General features: G+C 65.0%; 19 protein-coding genes. 14 read left to right on the top strand and 5 right to left on the bottom strand.

Annotated features, from left to right (window positions below; genetic code table 11):
* Position 1: 1 nt before the first annotated feature.
* On the bottom strand, positions 2-733 hold the full coding sequence (locus ARTSIC4J27_RS17630; RefSeq protein WP_050056505.1) for a CoA transferase subunit A: 732 nt from the start codon (positions 731-733) through the stop codon (positions 2-4).
* 161 nt (positions 734-894) lie between these two features.
* On the opposite strand from ARTSIC4J27_RS17630, the gene ARTSIC4J27_RS17625 reads away from it, so the two are divergent.
* Positions 895-1,710, top strand: a complete 816-nt coding sequence (locus tag ARTSIC4J27_RS17625; protein WP_050056504.1) for an IclR family transcriptional regulator — start codon at positions 895-897, stop codon at positions 1,708-1,710.
* Between the two features lie 77 nt (positions 1,711-1,787).
* Here ARTSIC4J27_RS17625 and nadE read toward each other — a convergent pair whose 3' ends face one another.
* Positions 1,788-2,642, bottom strand: a complete 855-nt coding sequence (nadE, locus tag ARTSIC4J27_RS17620; protein ID WP_050056503.1) for an ammonia-dependent NAD(+) synthetase — start codon at positions 2,640-2,642, stop codon at positions 1,788-1,790.
* 74 nt (positions 2,643-2,716) lie between these two features.
* Here nadE and pyrE point away from each other — a divergent pair, with 74 nt between their 5' ends.
* From pyrE to ARTSIC4J27_RS17600, 4 genes are all read left to right on the top strand, one after another.
* Positions 2,717-3,301 carry an orotate phosphoribosyltransferase gene (gene pyrE / locus ARTSIC4J27_RS17615; protein WP_050056502.1) on the top strand — a complete coding sequence of 195 codons (585 nt, stop codon included), beginning with the start codon at positions 2,717-2,719 and terminating at the stop codon, positions 3,299-3,301.
* A 111-nt stretch (positions 3,302-3,412) separates the two neighbouring features.
* Positions 3,413-4,180: a GAF and ANTAR domain-containing protein gene (locus tag ARTSIC4J27_RS17610; protein ID WP_050056501.1), complete on the top strand. Its 768-nt coding sequence runs from the start codon at positions 3,413-3,415 to the stop codon at positions 4,178-4,180.
* Between the two features lie 85 nt (positions 4,181-4,265).
* Positions 4,266-4,919, top strand: a complete 654-nt coding sequence (locus ARTSIC4J27_RS17605; protein WP_050056500.1) for a hypothetical protein — start codon at positions 4,266-4,268, stop codon at positions 4,917-4,919.
* 83 nt (positions 4,920-5,002) lie between these two features.
* A complete protein-coding gene (locus tag ARTSIC4J27_RS17600) occupies positions 5,003-6,043 on the top strand; it encodes an alpha/beta fold hydrolase (protein WP_050056499.1) in 1,041 nt (346 codons plus the stop codon).
* Here ARTSIC4J27_RS17600 and ARTSIC4J27_RS17595 read toward each other — a convergent pair whose 3' ends face one another.
* Positions 6,044-6,874 (bottom strand): HAD-IIA family hydrolase, encoded by an 831-nt coding sequence (locus ARTSIC4J27_RS17595; RefSeq protein ID WP_050056498.1) that lies wholly within the window; start codon positions 6,872-6,874, stop codon positions 6,044-6,046.
* Between the two features lie 72 nt (positions 6,875-6,946).
* On the opposite strand from ARTSIC4J27_RS17595, the gene ARTSIC4J27_RS17590 reads away from it, so the two are divergent.
* The 3 genes from ARTSIC4J27_RS17590 to ARTSIC4J27_RS17580 all read left to right on the top strand — a co-directional run bounded on the left by ARTSIC4J27_RS17590 (position 6,947) and on the right by ARTSIC4J27_RS17580 (position 9,199).
* The gene (locus ARTSIC4J27_RS17590; RefSeq protein ID WP_235436778.1) at positions 6,947-7,603 is read left to right on the top strand and encodes a TrmH family RNA methyltransferase; all 657 of its coding nucleotides are present in this window, start codon (positions 6,947-6,949) and stop codon (positions 7,601-7,603) included.
* A 151-nt stretch (positions 7,604-7,754) separates the two neighbouring features.
* Entirely contained in the window at positions 7,755-8,774 is a 1,020-nt protein-coding gene (gene fbaA / locus ARTSIC4J27_RS17585) for a class II fructose-bisphosphate aldolase (RefSeq protein ID WP_050056496.1), read from the top strand.
* Positions 8,775-8,776: 2 nt separating this feature from the next.
* Complete coding sequence (locus ARTSIC4J27_RS17580) at positions 8,777-9,199, top strand: DUF3151 domain-containing protein (protein ID WP_050056495.1); 423 nt, start codon at positions 8,777-8,779, stop codon at positions 9,197-9,199.
* 139 nt (positions 9,200-9,338) lie between these two features.
* Here ARTSIC4J27_RS17580 and ARTSIC4J27_RS17575 read toward each other — a convergent pair whose 3' ends face one another.
* A complete protein-coding gene (locus ARTSIC4J27_RS17575; protein WP_050056494.1) occupies positions 9,339-9,971 on the bottom strand; it encodes a uracil-DNA glycosylase family protein in 633 nt (210 codons plus the stop codon).
* A 337-nt stretch (positions 9,972-10,308) separates the two neighbouring features.
* Here ARTSIC4J27_RS17575 and ARTSIC4J27_RS17570 point away from each other — a divergent pair, with 337 nt between their 5' ends.
* From ARTSIC4J27_RS17570 to ARTSIC4J27_RS17545, 6 genes are all read left to right on the top strand, one after another.
* Positions 10,309-11,370: a M14 family zinc carboxypeptidase gene (locus tag ARTSIC4J27_RS17570; protein WP_050056493.1), complete on the top strand. Its 1,062-nt coding sequence runs from the start codon at positions 10,309-10,311 to the stop codon at positions 11,368-11,370.
* A gap of 253 nt (positions 11,371-11,623) precedes the next feature.
* The gene (locus ARTSIC4J27_RS17565; protein ID WP_050056492.1) at positions 11,624-12,913 is read left to right on the top strand and encodes an adenylosuccinate synthase; all 1,290 of its coding nucleotides are present in this window, start codon (positions 11,624-11,626) and stop codon (positions 12,911-12,913) included.
* A 317-nt stretch (positions 12,914-13,230) separates the two neighbouring features.
* The gene (locus ARTSIC4J27_RS17560; RefSeq protein ID WP_050056491.1) at positions 13,231-13,599 is read left to right on the top strand and encodes a YegP family protein; all 369 of its coding nucleotides are present in this window, start codon (positions 13,231-13,233) and stop codon (positions 13,597-13,599) included.
* Between the two features lie 278 nt (positions 13,600-13,877).
* Entirely contained in the window at positions 13,878-14,429 is a 552-nt protein-coding gene (locus ARTSIC4J27_RS17555) for an RNA polymerase sigma factor (protein WP_050056490.1), read from the top strand.
* Positions 14,426-15,283: a hypothetical protein gene (locus tag ARTSIC4J27_RS17550; protein WP_050056489.1), complete on the top strand. Its 858-nt coding sequence runs from the start codon at positions 14,426-14,428 to the stop codon at positions 15,281-15,283. The genes ARTSIC4J27_RS17555 and ARTSIC4J27_RS17550 overlap by 4 nt, the downstream gene beginning before the upstream one ends.
* A gap of 25 nt (positions 15,284-15,308) precedes the next feature.
* On the top strand, positions 15,309-15,734 hold the full coding sequence (locus tag ARTSIC4J27_RS17545) for a CoA-binding protein (protein ID WP_050056488.1): 426 nt from the start codon (positions 15,309-15,311) through the stop codon (positions 15,732-15,734).
* 13 nt (positions 15,735-15,747) lie between these two features.
* On the opposite strand, the gene ARTSIC4J27_RS17540 is transcribed toward ARTSIC4J27_RS17545, so the two are convergent.
* Complete coding sequence (locus tag ARTSIC4J27_RS17540) at positions 15,748-16,776, bottom strand: isopenicillin N synthase family dioxygenase (RefSeq protein ID WP_050056487.1); 1,029 nt, start codon at positions 16,774-16,776, stop codon at positions 15,748-15,750.
* Positions 16,777-16,802: the final 26 nt, after the last annotated feature.

Here is a 16,802-nt window from a genome sequence, read left to right as displayed (position 1 = left end):
GTCAGACGGCCAGGGCTTCGGTTTCTGCGGAAACAGGACGCTGCCGCACGGTCCGCTGCTCGATGTCCTTGACCCTGTTGCCCGCCTGGACCAGGCGCTGGACGAAGACGCCAGGGGTGACGATGTGGTTGGGGTCCAGTTCTCCCGGTGCCAGAATCACCTCAGCCTCGGCGATGGTCAGGAGCCCTGCCGTCGCGACCACCGGGTTGAAGTTCCGGGCGGTGTACCGGTAGATGAGGTTTCCGTCCGTGTCCGCGGTGTGGGCATGGACCAGTGCGACGTCGGCGCGGATGGCGCGCTCCTGGACGTACGTTTCGCCGTCGAACACCTCGTGCGGCTTGCCTTCGGCAACCAGGGTGCCCACACCGGTTTTGGTGTAGAACGCTGGAATACCCGCACCGCCGGCCCGCAGCCGTTCAGCGAGCGTGCCCTGCGGGGTGAACTCGACTTCCAGGCGGCCGGCAAGATACTGCTCCGCGAACAGCTTGTTCTCACCGACGTAGCTGGCAACGACCTTCCGGACCTGGCCCGCCTCGATCAGGATGCCGAGGCCTTTGCCGTCCACACCCATATTGTTCGAGACCACCGTCAAGTCCTTCACGCCTGAATCCCGGACGGCGTCGATGAGGTCCGCCGGGATGCCGCTGAGGCCAAATCCGCCCACGGCAAGAGTCATTCCATCCCGCAGCGCCCCTTCAAGGGCGACGGCGGCAGCTGGCTGAAGTTTGGACATGGCGCCTCCTCGTTGAGTTCCCCGCAGATGCTGTCCACTTTGTGGACGATGGGTCTGGTTATGGACCCTACGGGCGGTTTGGGAGGGCTGTCAAGACAAGGAATAGTGCCAAAAATGCGCTCTCTTACACTGTGGACGGTAGAGTACTAGATGTCCATAATATGGATATACCAAGGAGGAAAGTGAGCAATTCCCCAATTCCGGGCGCCCAGGTGGTCAGCCGCATCGCAGGGCTGCTCCGGCTCGTCGGGCGCAGCCCGGACGGCATGCAGCTGTCCGCCCTGGTGAACGAATCCGGCCTTACCCGGCCCACGGTCCACCGGCTGTTGTCCTCGCTGGCTTCCGAGGGCCTGTTGGACCACGACCCCGCCAGCGGTCACTGGGTGCTGGGTCCGGAGATTTTCCTGATGGGGTCGGTGGCGTCGGCCCGCTTCCCCCTGGAGGAGCTGGCCCGCCCCAGCCTCCGGCGGCTGGCTGAGGCAACCGGCGAGAGTGCCTTCTTTTCCATTCGCCGCGGCGCCGAGACGGTATGCCTGATGCGCGAGGAGGGGAGTTTCCCGGTGCGGTCATTTGTGCTGCACGAGGGTGTCCGGTTCCCGCTGGGCGTGGCCTCGGCGGGCACCGCGATCCTGGCTTTCCTGCCGGAACCCGAGCAGGAGGAACTGCTGCATGACTGGGCAGCGCATGCCGGGGCATTCGCAGCGGGCCATCCGGAGGAACTTGTCCGGGCCAACCTCAAGCGCACCAGGCTTAATGGCTACGCCGTGAATCCGGGGCTGGTGCTGGAGGGCAGCTGGGGGATGGGTGCCGCCGTGTTCGACCAGTCCGGCCGGCCGGCCTGGGCGCTCTCACTGACAGGCATCGAACCGCGGTTCAAACCGGAGCGGCAGGCGGAGCTGGGCAACCTCCTGATGACCGAGGCGCACCGCATCACCCAGCAGCTGGGGACGGAGGGGAAAGGCGGCCGGGCCCGCTGAGCTTCCCGGCTTTGCCAGGGAATGACGACGGCGCGCCGCCCCTTTTGGGTGCGACGCGCCGTCGTACGTCCTCAGGGCTACAGCCCGGCGCGGGGCTCCTCGGGGCCCTCACCCCTCCACCAGGTGTCAAAAATCGTGACGGGAACAGTGCGCTTGTGCCGCGTGCGAAGGTACTTCGTTTCGATCGATTCCGCCACAGATTCGGAAACGTCCCGGCCTTCGAGGTAATCGTCGATCTGGTCGTAGCTGAGGCCCAGCTCGTCTTCGTCGGTGCGGCCGGGCTTGCCATCGAGCAGGTCCGCGGTGGGCACCTTTTCCCAGACGCGGGCAGGTGCGCCAAGTTCGGCCAGCAGGGCACGGTTCTGCCGCTTGTTGAGGCCGAACAGGGGCAGGATGTCGGCGCCGCCGTCGCCGTATTTGGTGAAGAATCCGGTGACAGACTCCGCGCCGTGGTCTGTGCCGATCACCAGGTAGTTGTGTTCTCCGGCCAGTGCATACTGGGCAATCATGCGGGTGCGGGCCTTCGTGTTCCCCTTGTGGAAGTCGGAGATCTCAGAGCCCACGGTCTTTTCGAACTCGTCCTCGAAGCCGTCCACCGCGGCTGAGATATTGAACGTCCACTCCGTTTTGGGCTGGATGAAGTCCAATGCAGCCTGGGCGTCTTCCTCGTCATGTTGGACGCCGTACGGCAGGCGCACGGCCACGAAGTTCGCCTCCACGCCCTCTGCCTCGAGCTCTTCGACGGCGAGCTGGGCCAGACGGCCGGCCAGCGAGGAGTCCAGGCCGCCCGAAATGCCCAGGACAAACCCCTTGGTATGGGTGGCTTTAAGGTAATCCTTGAGGAACGTGACGCGTTTGCGCACCTCCCCGGCGGGGTCGATCCGGGGCTGTACGCCCATTTCTTCAATGATCCTGGCCTGGAGTTCGCGCATGTGGTCAAGCCTAGCCAGCAGTGTCAACGGCGCTCAAGCATCCACACCGGCAGGCCCGCACTAAACTGGAGACCATGACTTCCCCCAGTGACACTGCACTAGACACTGCAGCCGCCCGCGCCCGCCTGCTGGAACTGATCAAGGAGCTCGCCGTGGTCCGCGGCACGGTGATCCTGTCCAGCGGAGCGGAAGCCGATTACTACATCGACCTCCGCCGCATCACCCTGCACCACGAGGCCTCGAAGCTGGTGGGCCAGGTCATGCTGGCCCTGGCGGACGACGCCGGCATCGACTTTGAGTGCGCCGGCGGGCTCACCATGGGAGCCGACCCCGTGGGTACGGCAGTGATGCATGCCGCCCGCGACGCCGGCCGGACCGTTGACGCGTTTGTGGTCCGCAAAGCCCAGAAGTCCTACGGCATGGGCCGCCAGGTGGAGGGCCCCGCGGTGGAGGGCCGCAAGGTGCTGGTCCTGGAGGACACCTCCACCACCGGCGGATCGGCGCTGACCGCCGTGGAAGGCGTCCGGAAGGCCGGTGGCAACGTGGTGGCTGTTGCCGTCATCGTGGACCGCGACACCGGCGCCAAGGAAAAGATCGAGGCCGAGACGGGTGTGCCCTACCTGTTCGCGTTCGGCAAGGACGAGCTTGGCCTTTCGTAGCACCCAAATGCTGCCCGGGCCCCCTGCGTCCCGGGCAGCATTGTTGGATCTGGGGTGGGAGTCCTTTATCATTTGCGTTAACCCCTCATTCCCGTACGGAGATCGTGCACCATGCTCCACCCTGAACAGCCCCTGACCGCCACCGAGCAGGTCCAGAACCTTATCCTCGACAGCGCCGACTTCGAAGACTTCATGAATGAACTTGCCCGGTTTTCGGCGCACCAGGTGGCCGGTGACGGCGATGATGCCCTTTGTGGCATCACCTTGCTCCGCGACCGGAAGGCGGCCACGATCGGCTGGAGCAGTGATTCTGCCCGGATAGTGGACGAAATCCAGTATTCCCTGTCGCAGGGGCCATGCCTTACTGCTGCAAAAGAGGAGCGGGAAGTCCACGTTCCCGACCTGTTTGAGGAAAACCGATGGGGGCCGGACTATGCCTCCGCTGTGGCCTCCCACGGGCTGCGGTCAGTGCTGTCATTGCCGTTTAACCTCCAGGGCGATGCCAAGGCGGCTTTGAACCTGTACTCAGACGTGCCGCGGAAGTTCGACGAACGCGCCACCGCCAAGGCGCGGGGCTTCACCCGGGAAATTTCCCAGGCGCTCCGGCTGGCCGTACGGTTCTCGCTTCACTCCGACAGCGCTGCAAACCTCCGGGCCACCCTTCAATCGCGGACCATCATCGATATTGCCATCGGCATCGTCATGGCGCAGAACAGGTGCAGCCAGGAAGCTGCGGTCAGTATCCTCACCGAGGCCGCCAGCAACAGCAACACCAAGCTGCGGGAGATCGCCAAGTCCCTCGTGGATTCCGTCGGCGGAGCCGGAACGCGCACCCATTTCCAGGAGCCCGGGCAGCTGCAGGCGGACCAGACAGCGTAGCGCTTCGCTTGTGCGGAACTCCTGCGGGAGGTTAGGCTTGCCGAGGTTGAGCCGTCGGCCATAGACACCCTTTTTTGGAGTACCTATGGACCGCGCACTTAATGCCCTCGTCAATCTCGATGTCCCCGCCGACGTTGTCCGCATCGATGTCCAGGGAACCCTCAGCCAGGATTCCCGCCCCGGCCTTGTCCAGATCGTCCGGCGTGTCCGGCGCATGGGGATCCGTTCCCATATCCGTGTTGAGCTTTCACGGGCTGCGCTCGTAGAGTCGGCCGCGCTGGCGGGCCTTCGCCTTGAACTCAACGCCATCGATGCCAGCACCCTGATGGGAATCCACGGCGCCGGCGTGTCGCTGGACCTTTCGCCTTCCGACGACGAGTTCCCGGACGAAGAACTGCTGACGGTTACGGACGCCCTGTCGGTTCTCGCCTTCGCAGAAGCTGATTCCTTGCCTGAACCTGACGCCATCGAACCGGCGGCAGCCTCGACCGGCCTCGATGAGGGGCAGTCCTTGGAACTGGCAGGGCTCGGGGCATGGGGCGGCCGGGCGCTGCAGGAGTATTCGGATGAGGAACTGTTGCTGGCCAGCGACACGCTCTTTGCCCTGCTGGATAACCCCGGGGCGTTTGCCGGCTCCGACCTGCTGGGCCGGTACGAGGACATCGGCCGGGAGATCACCAGGCGCCAGCAGGACACCCTCAGCCCTTTCCCCGCCACGGAAGGACAGGCCGCCAGCTGAACCACCCCTGCTGACCAGGCGTCACTGAATGGTTACCGCCGCCTGCTTGCGGCGGCCTCTTCCCTTGTGCCTACGGTAGGGGTGTGCCGTATGAGGGGGACACGAGTCCGCAGGACAGGCGGGGGGCTTCCGGAGCCCGGCTGCTGGCGGAAGCCGCTGCGCTCAAACAGTTTTCGCGGCGCGCCTTCCTGACCGGTGCCGGCGCCTCCGGCGTGCTCGCCGCCGACATGCTGCTCACCCGCGAGGTACAGTCGCAGCGCCGGTCCAACAGGATCCTCACCATGCCGGACGACTTCGCCGACGCTTACTACCCGGACGCCAGCTGGTTCCTGTTCCCCGGGTACAAAACCAGCTGGGAGGAGGCGCAGTGGATCCTGAACTCCCTCCGCGGCGCGCTGAACAAACGTGCCCGGCTCGCCGCCGTCGGCTATTCAAACCAGGGGCTGGACATCGATGGGCTGGTCATTTCCATCATCGAATACGTCCGCGCGCAGAAGCTCACCAAGCTGTTCTTCTATGGGCACAGCTTCGGCGGGATGGTGGCGACGCAGGTGGCCGCCCGGCTGCTTGAAATCCACGGGGTGCAGGTGGAGTTCATCGTGCTGGACTCCAGCCCTTACAGCAAGCATGACGTGCTGGACCAAAGCTGGTTCGACGGCGTGGTGTTCCTTTACGAGCGCGGCATCCGGTTCCCGTCCACCTTGCGCGGCGGATACGAACTGGGGGAGCGGGTCATTCACAAGGACGAAAGGACCTGGCGCCAGATCCTTGACCAGACGCTCGAACAGTTGTCTCCGATCGCCCCGTCCAACCTGCTCATCCAGTCCGAATCCGCATACATCTACCACTTCCAGGGCATGCGGTTCGTGGACAGGCTGGGCAGCGCCAAAATGGCGTACATCGGCAATCCCCGGGACCGTACCGTCCGTTACCAGACGGCGGCTGAGGCCTGGGCGGTAGCGTTCAAGGCGAACATGGTCTCCAGCGATCTGCAGACGGAGGGTGCTCTTCCGGCGCACGCCAGCCCGGGCTGGAATCCCACTGTCTACCGGCCCATCCTGCAGCAGCTGCTGGACGAAAACTTCCCGTTGCCCCGCGGCGGATCCCGGGTGACGGTCTTCTAGCTAGATCTGGTTCTTCAGGTCCGCCACGGAGTTCAGCACCTGGTTGGGCCGGAACGGGTACGAACCGATCTCTTCGCGCTGGGTGATGCCGCTCAGGACCAGGACAGTGTGGAGCCCCGCTTCCATGCCGGCGATGATGTCCGTGTCCATCCGGTCACCGATCATGGCGGTGGTCTCCGAGTGCGCGTCGATCTGGTTCATCGCCGAACGGAACATCATCGGGTTGGGCTTGCCCACGATGTAGGGTTCCCGGTCCGTGGCCTTGGTGATAAGTGCGGCTATCGCTCCCGTTGCCGGCAGGGGGCCATCCTTGGAAGGGCCGGTGGCATCCGGGTTCGTGGCGATAAAGCGCGCCCCGGCCAGGATCAGGCGGATGGCCGTGGTGATGGCCTCGAAGGAATACGTGCGCGTCTCGCCGAGGACCACAAAGTCAGGATCCTGGTCGGTGAGGATGAAACCGGCCTCGTGCAGCGCCGTCGTCAGCCCTGCCTCGCCGATGGTGTAGGCGCGGTTGCCCGATCCGGAACCTTCCACCTGGTCCTTCAGGAACTGGGCGGTGGCCAACGCGGAGGTCCAGATATTCTCTTCCGGAACCTCGAGCCCGGAAGCCTTCAGCCTCGCCGCCAGGTCGCGCGGCGTGAAAATGGAGTTGTTGGTGAGCACCAGGAAGCGCTTGGACGTGTCCACCCACCGCTGGATGAGCTCTGCGGCGCCCGGCACTGCCTGGTTCTCGTGGACCAGGACCCCGTCCATGTCCGTCAGCCAGCACTCGATCTCCTGGCCGCTGCGATATACCGCCGGATTGCCTGCAACCTTGTCCGCTTCTGCCATGCCTACCTCTTCACCCGTGATGAAAGCCCGAAAGGTCCAGTCTAGTGTTGAGGGGTGAACCAAACGCCCGGTATGACCTCCGAAACCCAGCCCGAGCCGGACGAAACCGCGCCCGAAAAGGCGGAGGTCGGCGTCGGGCCCTGGGAAGGCGAACTGCCCGAAGGCGACCACTGGGATCCCGACCTCCTCGCGGACGGGGACCGGCGGAACGTGCTGGACAAGTACCGCTACTGGAAGCACGACGCGATCGTCGCCGAGCTGGACTCGCGGCGCCACAACTTCCACGTCGCCATCGAGAACTGGCAGCACGACCTCAACATCGGCACGGTGGTGCGCACCGCCAACGCCTTCCTCGCGAAGGAAGTGCACATCATCGGCCGACGCCGGTGGAACCGGCGCGGTGCCATGGTCACCGACCGCTACCAGCACGTCCGCCACCACCCCACCGTTGAGGACTTCGTCGCCTGGGCGCAGGGGGAGGGGCTGGCGATCATCGGAATCGACATCTTTCCCGACTCCGTGCCGCTGGAAACCTACGAACTGCCCAAAGACTGCGTGCTGGTCTTCGGGCAGGAAGGCCCGGGCCTGACCCCCGAGGTGCACGAGGCCGCCGTCGCTACCCTGTCCATCGAGCAGTTCGGCTCCACCCGGTCCATCAACGCAGCCTCCGCCGCCGCAATCGCCATGCACGCCTGGGTGCGCCGCCACGTCTTCAACCAGCACGTGTAGCTCCGCGGGTGCCGGGCCGACCTCCCAGGTGCGGGTGCGGGCGGGGCGTAACCCACAGCACTCCCGGTGCGGAAATGACTAGGATGGTGCTAGCCGTAAGCGGTACTCCAGGGTTACCAGCCCATAGACGAACCTCAGCATAGGAGTCAGCATGCCCATTGCAACCCCAGAGATCTACTCCGAGATGATCGACCGCGCAAAGGCGGGCGGCTTCGCATTCCCCGCCGTGAACGTGACGTCCTCCCAGACGCTGAACGCAGCCCTGCGCGGCTTCGCCGAAGCTGAGTCCGACGGCATCGTCCAGGTCTCCACCGGCGGTGCGGCTTACTGGTCCGGCGCCTCCACCAAGGACATGGTTGCCGGTTCGCTGGGCTTCGCGGCCTTCGCCCGCGAGGTGGCCAAGAACTACAACGTCAACATCGCCCTGCACACGGACCACTGCCCGAAGGACAAGCTGGACGGCTTCGTCCTGCCGCTGCTGGCAGCCTCCGAGGCTGAGGTCAAGGCCGGCCGCAACCCGCTGTTCAACTCCCACATGTGGGACGGCTCAGCCGAAACCCTGCAGGAGAACCTGCGCATCGCCCGCGAACTGCTTGAGCGCACCGCTGCCGCCAAGATGATCCTTGAGGTCGAAATCGGCACCGTGGGCGGCGAAGAGGACGGCGTTGAGAACGAGATCAACGAAAAGCTCTACACCACAGTCGAAGACGCCCTGGCCACCGTTGAAGCGCTGGGCTCCGGCGAAAACGGCCGCTACATCACCGCGCTGACCTTCGGTAACGTCCACGGCGTGTACAAGCCGGGCGGCGTGAAGCTGCGCCCGGAGATCCTTAAGGACATCCAGGCACAGGTTGGCGCCAAGATCGGCAAGGACAGCCCGTTCGACCTCGTGTTCCACGGCGGCTCCGGCTCCTCGGACCAGGAGATCGCGGACGCAGTTTCCTACGGCACCATCAAGATGAACATCGACACCGACACCCAGTACGCCTACACGCGTCCGGTGGCGGACCACATGTTCCGCAACTATGACGGCGTGCTCAAGGTTGACGGCGAAGTGGGCAACAAGAAGACCTACGATCCCCGCGTCTGGGGCGCATCGGCTGAAGCCGGCCTGGCAGCCCGCGTGGTGGAGGCAACCAAGCAGCTCGGTTCGGCCGGAAAGACCTTCTAGGAATGTCTGACGAGTTCCGCCGGAACCTCATGGGCCCCGAGCCCACGCTCCTGCCTGCCGAGACCGAGGTCAACCAGCAGCTGGAAGCGGGCCAGGAGCCCCTGGACCTTGTGGCCAAGCACCCCACGTCCTCGCTGCTCTGGGCATTGCTCGCCGAAGAGGCCTGGGCAGAGGGGCGCACCATCGATTCCTACGCCTACTCCCGGGTGGGTTACCACCGCGGACTGGACTCGCTGCGCCGTAACGGCTGGCGCGGCGTGGGCCCCATCCCCTGGGAGCATGAGCCCAACCGCGGCTTCCTGCGGGCCCTGTATTCGCTGGGCCGGGCGTCGGCTGCCATCGGCGAGGCAGAAGAGCCGGAGCGGATCGAGAAGTTCCTGAACGACTCCGATCCCGCAGCGAAAGCAGCCATCGAAGCGAAATAGCAAGTACGACGACGGCCGGTCACCTTTGAGAAAAGGTAACCGGCCGTCGTCGTACCTGCAGGAGTTTTTGTCCAGATATGCAGCTCAAAACGTTGTTTTGGCCTGCATATCTGGACAAAAACTCATAGGTTTGGGGGGACTAGCTGGCTTTCTGCAGGCCCGTGCGCGCCATGGCATCGGCGTAGGCCACGCGCATGGCCTCGAGGTATTCCTCCTGGCGTGCAGGCGAACCGGCGAAGGCGCGGCCGCTGAGCGAGCGTACCTTGTAGGTCTTCAGGCCGCGGCGCCACAGCAGCGGAACTTCGGTCTTCAGCAGCAGGTTGGCCAGGCGGTTGGCTTCGGTGCCGTGCGCCACGATCACCGAAGCGCGGGGAACCACGGCCAGGAACTTGAGCAGCGGCTTCAGGCCGGCGGAGACCTGGTCCGGGGTGAACTTCCCGTTCGGCTCACCGGGAATGTGCCAGGGGTGGACGTTCCAGGGCATCACGTACTCCGGGCGGAGGCCCAGCTTCCACTGGATGCCGAGCATCCGGGCGGCGGCGTCGGCGTCGCCGGGCGTGATGAAGCCGGACTTGTCGGCCTCGCCGATATTCGAATACAGGCTGATGATCCTGCACTCATCCACGTCGTGCATGGGGTCAACGTAGGGCACCACCGTGCCGGGCTTTGCCTCCTGCAGGGAATCGCACAGCTCGTTGACGGCGGCAACATTGGGTTCGTAGCGGCGGCTCAGAAGCTGCTCATGGAAAGATTCGGGTGCCAGTGCGGTCATGTAGGGCTGGGTCTCCTGCGGGGATTGGTGTTGCTGCCACCGCGAAAATGGGCGCACGATGGCGCAACACATCCGAGGTGGTTGAAATGGGGTGGGCCGATTCCGGGTCGGCCTTGACCAGTTTAGCAAGCCCAGGGAGACGAAACGCGGGGCCGGCGCTTCCGGGGGCAAGTATCGTGCGTGCGATGGCGCACGTTCCGGATCGTAATAACTGAATGCTGGGATCTGTTATATCCATTGACAGCTTTCGTTCAGCTTGGTTGGCTCTTGTCACAGGCCGCAATGGGGGACATGGCGGCCTGCACGCACCCAATGCACTCGAAAGAGGTAACGCACCGTGAGAAAAACCCTGGCAACTTTCAGGACCCTGGCCGCGACCGGAGCCCTGGCCCTGGCAGCAGTGACCGTTCCGGCACCGGCGATGGCCGTAGGCGAAGGGCCCAACTATGACGGGAACGGCCAGATCACCACCTCGAAGCTGGCCACGTACGACCAGATGGTGTCATTCCTCAAAGACCAGGACGCCCGCCAGCAGGCCATGGAACTGGAAGTCATCGGCCAGACCGTGAAGGGGCGGGACATCCACCTGGTCAAATACATTTCGGATCCGGCCAAGCCCACCATCCTCTACCTGACCCAGCAGCACGGCAATGAGCAGCTCACCACCGAAGGCGCCCTGGAATTTGTCAAGCACCTCGGCACCGCAAAGTCGGGGGACGTCCTGGATGGAGTCAACATCCTCATCGTTCCCATGCTGAACGCAGACGGTGCCATGGGTGACGTCAACTTCTCCCTTGACGGCTACCAGGCCAAGGGCGACCGCAACATGACCCGCTACAACGCCGAAGAAGTGGACCTCAACCGCGACCACGTGGACAAGGTCCAGCCCGAAACCCAGGCACTGCACAACAACGTGATGCGCAAGTACGAGGTCGACTACATGATCGACCTCCACCACCAGGGCACCCGCAGCGAGCGTGACGGCGAGCTTGTCTCCGGCTCCATCCTTTACCCCACCACGCCGAACGCCGATCCTGCAGTTGTGGAGAAGTCCAAGCAGCTGGGCGCCGTGGTGTTCAACAATGTCGATTCCACCGGCTGGGGCCACCTCGGCAAGTACGTGGGCGGCAGCGCCGAAACCATCAGCCGCAACGGCATCGCCGTCGAATACAACATCGCAACCCTGCTGTTCGAGATGCGCGGCATGTCGGACCACTACCTGGACGGATACGCCTTGGGCCTCCGCAGCAACGGGTACCTGATCAAGCAGACGGTCACCACGCTCACTGCCACGGCCGCTGCCATCGCTGACGGGTCCATTGCCGACGCCGACACCTCCTTCTGGGACAGCCTCGCCACCCAGACCTCCCGCCCGGGCGAGGAGGCCGACGGCGAGTAGCAGCTGCCGAAGGCCGCTGCGGTCCCTTGCGGAGTCCTTTTGCTCCGCAAGAAGGACCGCGGCGGCCTGGCGGGTGGACAAAGCCGCCTATCGGCTAAACTTGGGTGGTAAGAGCCCCGGAACTCTTGCTTCGCCGTGCCGCCCCGCGGACCGGTGAAGGCCGGTCGATTCGGGGCATTCTCATGAACGGCGCTGTACAGGCCCGCCACGCTGTGGCCGGGCCGGGCAGCCCGAACGAATGGGGGAGGATCCCATGCCAGCAATTGTGATCGTAGGAGCCCAGTGGGGCGACGAAGGAAAAGGCAAGGCTACCGACCTTCTGGGCGGCCGCGTTGACTATGTCGTCAAACCAAACGGCGGCAACAACGCCGGGCACACCGTCGTCGTAGGCGGTGAAAAATACGAACTCAAGCTGCTTCCGGCCGGCATCCTCAGCCCCAACGCCGTCCCCATCATCGGCAACGGCTGCGTGGTTAACCTTGAGGCACTCTTCCAGGAAATCGAGGGCCTCCAGGCGCGCGGCGCCGACACCTCCAAGCTCCGCGTCTCCGCCAACGCCCACCTCGTGGCCCCGTACCACCAGGTGCTGGACAAGGTGACGGAACGCTACCTCGGCAGCCGCGCCATCGGGACCACCGGCCGCGGCATCGGCCCTGCCTACATGGACAAGGTGGCCCGCCTGGGCATCCGCGTCCAGGACGTGTTTGACGAATCGATCCTGCGCCAGAAGGTGGAAGGATCGCTGCGGCAGAAGAACGAGCTCCTGGTCAAGATCTACAACCGGCGCGGCGTGGTGGTGGACGAGATCGTGGAGTACTTCCTGTCCTTCGCCGAACGGCTCCGCCCGCTGGTCATCGACAGCACGCTGGTCCTGAACACCGCGCTGGACGAGGGCAAGGTAGTGCTGATGGAAGGCGGCCAGGCCACGTTCCTGGACGTTGACCACGGCACCTACCCCTTCGTCACCTCGTCCAACCCCACCGCCGGCGGCGCCTCGGTGGGCTCGGGCATCGGCCCCACCCGCATCTCCCGCTCCATCGGCATCATCAAGGCGTACACCACGCGCGTTGGCGCCGGGCCGTTCCCCACCGAACTGTTCGACGAGATGGGCGTGTACCTGCAAAAGACCGGCGGCGAATTCGGCGTCAACACCGGCCGGCCCCGCCGCTGCGGCTGGTACGACGCCGTCCTGGCCCGCCACGCCTCCCGCGTCAACGGCTTCACGGACTACTTCGTCACCAAGCTCGACGTGCTCACCGGCATCGAGCAGATCCCCGTTTGCGTGGCTTACGACGTGGACGGCGTCCGCCACGACGAGATGCCCATGACGCAGACCGAGTTCCACCACGCGGTGCCCATCTTCGAGTACTTCGAGGGCTGGACCGAGGACATTACCGGGGCGCGCACACTGGCGGACCTGCCGGAGAATGCCCGCAACTACGTACTTGCCCTCGAAAAGCTGTCCGGTACGCGTTTTTCCGCCATCGGCGTCGGCCCGGACCGGGACCAGACCATCGTGGTCAACGACCTCATCAACGACTGACGCATTTGCCCACGCCTGGGCCCACGCTACCGAGGGGCCCCAATCGAGCTTGCGAGATTGGGGAGGTAGCGGGGAGGGTTACCTTCACAGGTGGCCCGCCGCGTGCGTTTGGCAGGAAAATGACTGTAATTTACACAGGGTTAACGCCTCAGGTCTTGCGGCGCTGCTGGCCTACGGGCGAGACTCTTAGGTACACCCGGTGACCCGATCACCAATCGTTCGACCAGACCCGCGGGAATAAGGGGCAGTGATGCGCCCGGACCGGCCGGTGGCAATGGCGCCTCCGGACACGGACCCGCAGAACGGAAGGATTTGTTATGGCCGGTAAGTTCGAAGCGTTTGTAGACCACGATTCCTTTTTCAGGTTCCGCCTCCTTGCCCCGGACGGCACCGTTATGGCCGTTTCCGGCCCCTTCGACAGCAAGTCCTCCCTCGCGGCCGGTATCGCCGCCGTCAGGGAATGCGCAGGCACAGGACTTGTCACCGATCTTTGCCCTGCCGGCACGGTGTCGCGCCAGACGCCTGCTCCAACCGTTCAGGCCGCCGCAGCCGTCCAGGCCGCCTCGGCCGTCCAGGATGACTGCGACGACCGGCGCGCAGCCGCCAACGCCCACACTTTCAGCCTGGCCACAGGGCCACGCCGGCAGGTAAGCCGGCCCCGCTGGATCACCGCGGCCGCCCGCTGAAGCGGGCCGGAATATTCCTTAAAGTTTTTTGCCTCCGGGCGTAACCCTTGGCGTGCCCCAAGCGATTACCCCTATGTAGCGCCGGTCTGGAACTTGTCCCCCATCACGTTCCAGGCCGGCTCTTTCATTTTTGGTCCGGAAAGCACCTGCTGCCGCAACAACGCGTGGCGCACCTGGACAGTGGTTACCGAGGGGTAAAGTGATCCGGGGAAAAGGCATTCCATGCAGCGGAGCCTGCTCCTTCACGCCACCTCTCTTTGACTGAAAGCACTACGTCCGTGACTGATGCACTGACTGACCTGGCCCCTGGGGACCAGGACATCGCGTCATCCGGTTTCAGTGCTGTCTATCGCACGTATGCATCACAAGTCCTCGGTTATCTCACGGCCCGGGGCGTCGAGGATCCGGAGGCGGCCATGCAGGAAGTGTTCCTGGCCGTCCTGCCGCGTCTTGGCACCATCCACGGCGGTTCCGCCGGGCTCCGTACGCTGATCTTCTCCGTGGCCCATGCCCGGATGGTTGACGACCACCGCCGCCAAAGCCGGATGCCCGCCAGGCTGCCCTTCGAGCCCGACTTGGACCAGCGGGAAGACTCCTCTGCCGAGGCCGAAGCGCTCGAACGCATTTCCCCGCAAGAGGTCCTGGCCCTGCTGGACGGGTTGCCCGGGGAACAGCGCGAGGTCCTCTCTTTGCGCCTCGTGGCGGGACTCACGGTGGAGCAGACAGCGCAGGCCTTGGGCAAAAGCCCGGGTGCAGTGAAGCAGCTTCAACGACGGGCACTGGGTAAGCTCCGCGAACTTTCGGCCGTGAAGGAGTACCTGAAGCCATGACACCGCACGCCAACGTGTTGCCGGGCCTCGTGGACGAGATGCTCCTCGACGCCGGGTTCGGGCAGGATGACGCGCTTCGCTCCGCCCTCCTCTCGCTGGGAGCCCTGGCATCGCTGCCCGCACCGGCTCCATCCGGCGACCTTGCCGCGCTGCTGGCAGAAGACGGCGGCGGATCTGCCGGCGACGAGCTGGCCCGTCGCCGCTGGCTGCGCGCCCACCGCCCAACGGTGGTGGGCATCGCCCTGATAGCCGGGATGGGAATGGGTGCGGGCGGAGTCGCTGCCAGCTCGCTTCCTCCCGGACAGCCTGGCAGTCCTTCCATCCAGCATCTGCTCAAGGACTGGGCGCCCGGCTGGAGCCTTCCGGTGCCGCAGGCCGCCGCCGGTTCGGTGCGGCCGGAAGCCGTGCCCGGCAGCCCATCGGAAGCAGGGCAACCAGCAGATTCCGGACCGGAAGTCAGCGAAGCAGCGGGCAGCCCGCCCAGCAGTGGCGGCGCGGCGGAAGACCCTGCAGTTTCCCGCCGCGGCCCGGCGCCCGCGGAAATCCCTGCCGCGCCCGGTGCCGACGGAAGGGCCAACGGACCGGCCCGCGCGGGGCAGGGTGTTGCTGAGGGGGCCGGAAAGGCCGACGCCGGGGCTGCCGCCCCCGCAAAGGAGGGCGCTGCGGGGCAGCCGGAGCATGCCGCCGGACAGGGCACCCCTGGTGTTTCCGACGCGCCAAGCACGGTGGTGGGTGCCGTTCCCGGGGTCCTTGCCGGGGTGGCGGGTGAAACGCTGCAGTCGGCCGCGGACACCGCCGGCAGTGCCTTGGCCGCTGTCCCCGGCAAAAGCTGGCTGCAGAAGTTCAACCGGTAGCGGGCGGGCAACGTAGGCTAAGCCCATGGGCCACAAAAATGATCCTGCCGTTGTTGAACGCCTGATGCGGACCAAGGGCCGCTGGGCCATCGTTGGCCTCACTACGAATGAGTGGCGTGCAGCTTACGACACCTCGCTTTTTATCCGGGACCGGCTGGGGATGGAGATCATCCCCGTCAACCTTCCGGGCGAACCTGTGCACGGGGAAACGGGCTACCGCAGCCTTGGCGACATTCCTCCCGAAAAGCATCCCATCGACGTCGTGGACTGCTTTGTGAACTCGCAAAAGGTGGGGGACGTGGTGGACCAGGCCATTGCGGTGGGAGCGAAAGCGGTGTGGCTGCAGCTGGGCGTCATCGATGAGGCCGCGGCGGAACGGGCCAAGGCCGCCGGGCTGGACGTTGTGATGGATTCCTGCCCCGCCCAGCAGGCCTGGAAATACAACCTCTGACGTTCCTGCAGATTTAGCGCGTAAGGAGCTCCGGATAATGGCGCTCCGTTACGTCCGGGTGGGCCCGCATCCTGCCCTTGAGCATATTCATCCCGTAGGAAGCTAACAGCGGATTGGCGGGGTCACCCGAGATGCCCCGCGCTTCCGCCTTGAGTTCGGGCGGCAGCGGGACGGGGTCGATGACCGCGTCCAGCCGGGGCGACCAGAAGAATGGGACCGAATACCTGTCCACGCCCGGAGGCGGCGCCTGGACCCGGTGAATCGTGGCCACCAGGTAGCCTTCGGTAGCGACTTCGAGCATCTCGCCCAGGTTCACCACCAGGGCTCCGGGGATGGGCTCCACGGGCAACCAGTTAGTTGCCCCGGGCGGAAGAACCTCCAGCCCGCCGATGTCGTCCTGCAGCAGGAGGGTGACGAACCCGTAGTCCGCATGCGAGCCCACGCCCTGGTCGCCGGCCGCCTCCACCACGCCGCCCACGTAATGGACCAGTTTTCCCATCCAGGCGGGGGAACCCTGGAAAGGCTCGTCGAAGTAGTCTTCCGGCAGTTTCAGTGAGACCGCGATGGCCCGGAGCAGTTCCATGCCCACCCGCGAAATCAGTTCGGCCCACTCCATGGCGGCCGGTTTGAGCTCCGGGAAGGAGTCCTCCGGCCAGAGATTCGGGCCCTGGAGCAGCCAATACGGCTGGTCCTCCGGGTAATCGGTGACCGGCTCGCGTTCGGGCGAGTAATCGATCTGTTCCCGCGCATCCGCCCGTCCCTGGGTCACCTCGGTGCCCATCCGCGTGTAGCCGCGGAAATGCGGGGAAAGCCGGTTGTCCAGCTTCATCCTCTCTTCCAGCGGCAGTGCAAAGAACCGCCTGATCAGGTCCAGCAGCCGTTCAGGCTGGCCGGGGGACGCGCCGTAACCGGTGATTTGGAAGAAACCCACATGGTGCGTCGCGTGGCGCAGCTGCTCGATGAAGTCGGGGCTGAATGAACCGTCGTCCTGCCGTGCCTTGCCCAGGTCCAGAACAGGAATGGGCCCCTGATCGTGTGACATCCTCGCAGACTAGCACCGCGGCAGCC

The organism is Pseudarthrobacter siccitolerans, assembly GCF_001046895.1.
Lineage (GTDB): Bacteria > Actinomycetota > Actinomycetes > Actinomycetales > Micrococcaceae > Arthrobacter > Arthrobacter siccitolerans.
Note: the sequence above shows the minus strand (reverse complement) of the source record. Positions and strands in the feature narration are given on the sequence as shown.

Bases quoted from the DNA above. Each gene is read 5' to 3' on its own strand.
- ARTSIC4J27_RS17590 (WP_235436778.1), top strand. From the start codon at position 6,947: ATGACCTCCGAAACCCAGCCCGAGCCGGACGAAACCGCGCCCGAAAAG.
- ARTSIC4J27_RS17605 (WP_050056500.1), top strand. From the start codon at position 4,266: ATGGACCGCGCACTTAATGCCCTCGTCAATCTCGATGTCCCCGCCGAC.
- ARTSIC4J27_RS17625 (WP_050056504.1), top strand. From the start codon at position 895: ATGGATATACCAAGGAGGAAAGTGAGCAATTCCCCAATTCCGGGCGCC.
- ARTSIC4J27_RS17565 (WP_050056492.1), top strand. From the start codon at position 11,624: ATGCCAGCAATTGTGATCGTAGGAGCCCAGTGGGGCGACGAAGGAAAA.
- ARTSIC4J27_RS17595 (WP_050056498.1), bottom strand. From the start codon at position 6,874: ATGGCAGAAGCGGACAAGGTTGCAGGCAATCCGGCGGTATATCGCAGC.
- ARTSIC4J27_RS17580 (WP_050056495.1), top strand. From the start codon at position 8,777: ATGTCTGACGAGTTCCGCCGGAACCTCATGGGCCCCGAGCCCACGCTC.
- fbaA (WP_050056496.1), top strand. From the start codon at position 7,755: ATGCCCATTGCAACCCCAGAGATCTACTCCGAGATGATCGACCGCGCA.
- ARTSIC4J27_RS17550 (WP_050056489.1), top strand. From the start codon at position 14,426: ATGACACCGCACGCCAACGTGTTGCCGGGCCTCGTGGACGAGATGCTC.
- ARTSIC4J27_RS17545 (WP_050056488.1), top strand. From the start codon at position 15,309: ATGGGCCACAAAAATGATCCTGCCGTTGTTGAACGCCTGATGCGGACC.
- ARTSIC4J27_RS17560 (WP_050056491.1), top strand. From the start codon at position 13,231: ATGGCCGGTAAGTTCGAAGCGTTTGTAGACCACGATTCCTTTTTCAGG.
- ARTSIC4J27_RS17610 (WP_050056501.1), top strand. From the start codon at position 3,413: ATGCTCCACCCTGAACAGCCCCTGACCGCCACCGAGCAGGTCCAGAAC.
- ARTSIC4J27_RS17575 (WP_050056494.1), bottom strand. From the start codon at position 9,971: ATGACCGCACTGGCACCCGAATCTTTCCATGAGCAGCTTCTGAGCCGC.
- nadE (WP_050056503.1), bottom strand. From the start codon at position 2,642: ATGCGCGAACTCCAGGCCAGGATCATTGAAGAAATGGGCGTACAGCCC.
- ARTSIC4J27_RS17630 (WP_050056505.1), bottom strand. From the start codon at position 733: ATGTCCAAACTTCAGCCAGCTGCCGCCGTCGCCCTTGAAGGGGCGCTG.
- pyrE (WP_050056502.1), top strand. From the start codon at position 2,717: ATGACTTCCCCCAGTGACACTGCACTAGACACTGCAGCCGCCCGCGCC.
- ARTSIC4J27_RS17540 (WP_050056487.1), bottom strand. From the start codon at position 16,776: ATGTCACACGATCAGGGGCCCATTCCTGTTCTGGACCTGGGCAAGGCA.